General features: G+C 37.9%; 1 protein-coding gene. It reads right to left on the reverse strand.

Going from position 1 to position 1146, the window contains the following annotated elements; all coding sequences use genetic code 11:
- A partial coding sequence (locus LZZ85_RS28275) for an IS4 family transposase (RefSeq protein ID WP_237877515.1) occupies positions 1-1146 on the reverse strand: 1146 nt, incomplete at both ends.

Here is a 1146-nt window from a genome sequence, read left to right on the forward strand (position 1 = left end):
TCTTGTTCTTTGAAATATTGTTCTTGAGTTTGTTGAAATAGTTGTTGGATCGGCACTCGTTCAAAAATAGATATGCTGATAATTTGAATGATCTCATACAAAGATTGTTGCAGCATAAATTTCTTTTTTGCTATAATGATCAATGTGTAAACAGAGATGGCAATCCAGATTTGAGTTTTTACAGCATTTACTGATTGTCCCCAAAATGATTTGATCTTCAAATGTTGTTTTATCCATTTAAAGAACAGTTCAATCCGCCAGCGATGTTTATACAAGGTCGCTACTTCTGTCGCTTTGATCTCAAAGTTGTTGGTCAATAAAATCAGCAGCTTATCAGCCGTTCTGTCATAGAACTTGATCCGTCTCATTTTCTCAGGATAATACTTGGAGGCATAATGATTATTCCATAAAATGGATTGGTCACTCATCACTCCAGCAGCTTTATCACTGGGAAAAGTTTTTACCCGGCGCCAGCTCATTTTATCTTTTGCGCGGGTTATAAAAAAAGCGTCTTTTTTATGTATTTTATAGAGGCGGTTTAAATCAACATACCCTCTGTCAACTACATAAAAACTATCGGCTTCAAACCGGATGACATCCAGCGCATGGACCTCGTGAACGCTGGCGGGGGTAATATGAATAAATTCTGGAATAGCTGTTCGCAAATCCAGCTGTGTATGAAGTTTTATACCAGCTTTGGCCCCACGAAAAGTGGCCCAGAAAAAAGTGGAAAGACATAAGTCGATCGTTGTTGCATCAATGGCAAAAACATTGTTATCGATACTTATATCCAGGTCGTCTTTTATCTGGTAAAGTTCTTTAGCTTGTTTGATCAGCAGCATAGCCAAATCGAAATAAATAGAATAAGATCGATTCTCATTGGCCGTAGACAGCGTGCTTTTGGCGACAACATTACCGATGCCCATGTGATAGGTTTTATCCTGATTTGCTTTTAAACAAATGATGGTATCACTGAGACTTTCACGATGAGTCAGCTGTCCGAAGGCCATGCATAAAAACTGTTTCCAACAAGTAAAGTCTTTGACCTTATGATCTCCTTTATATCGCTTAACCAGTGTTTGAAACTGTTTATGCGAAAGCAGGCTTATCAACTGAGAAAAGACGTATTTACCTTTATTCATAAAG

It is taken from the genome of Terrimonas ginsenosidimutans, assembly GCF_022012415.1.
Taxonomy (GTDB): Bacteria; Bacteroidota; Bacteroidia; order Chitinophagales; family Chitinophagaceae; genus Terrimonas_A; species Terrimonas_A ginsenosidimutans.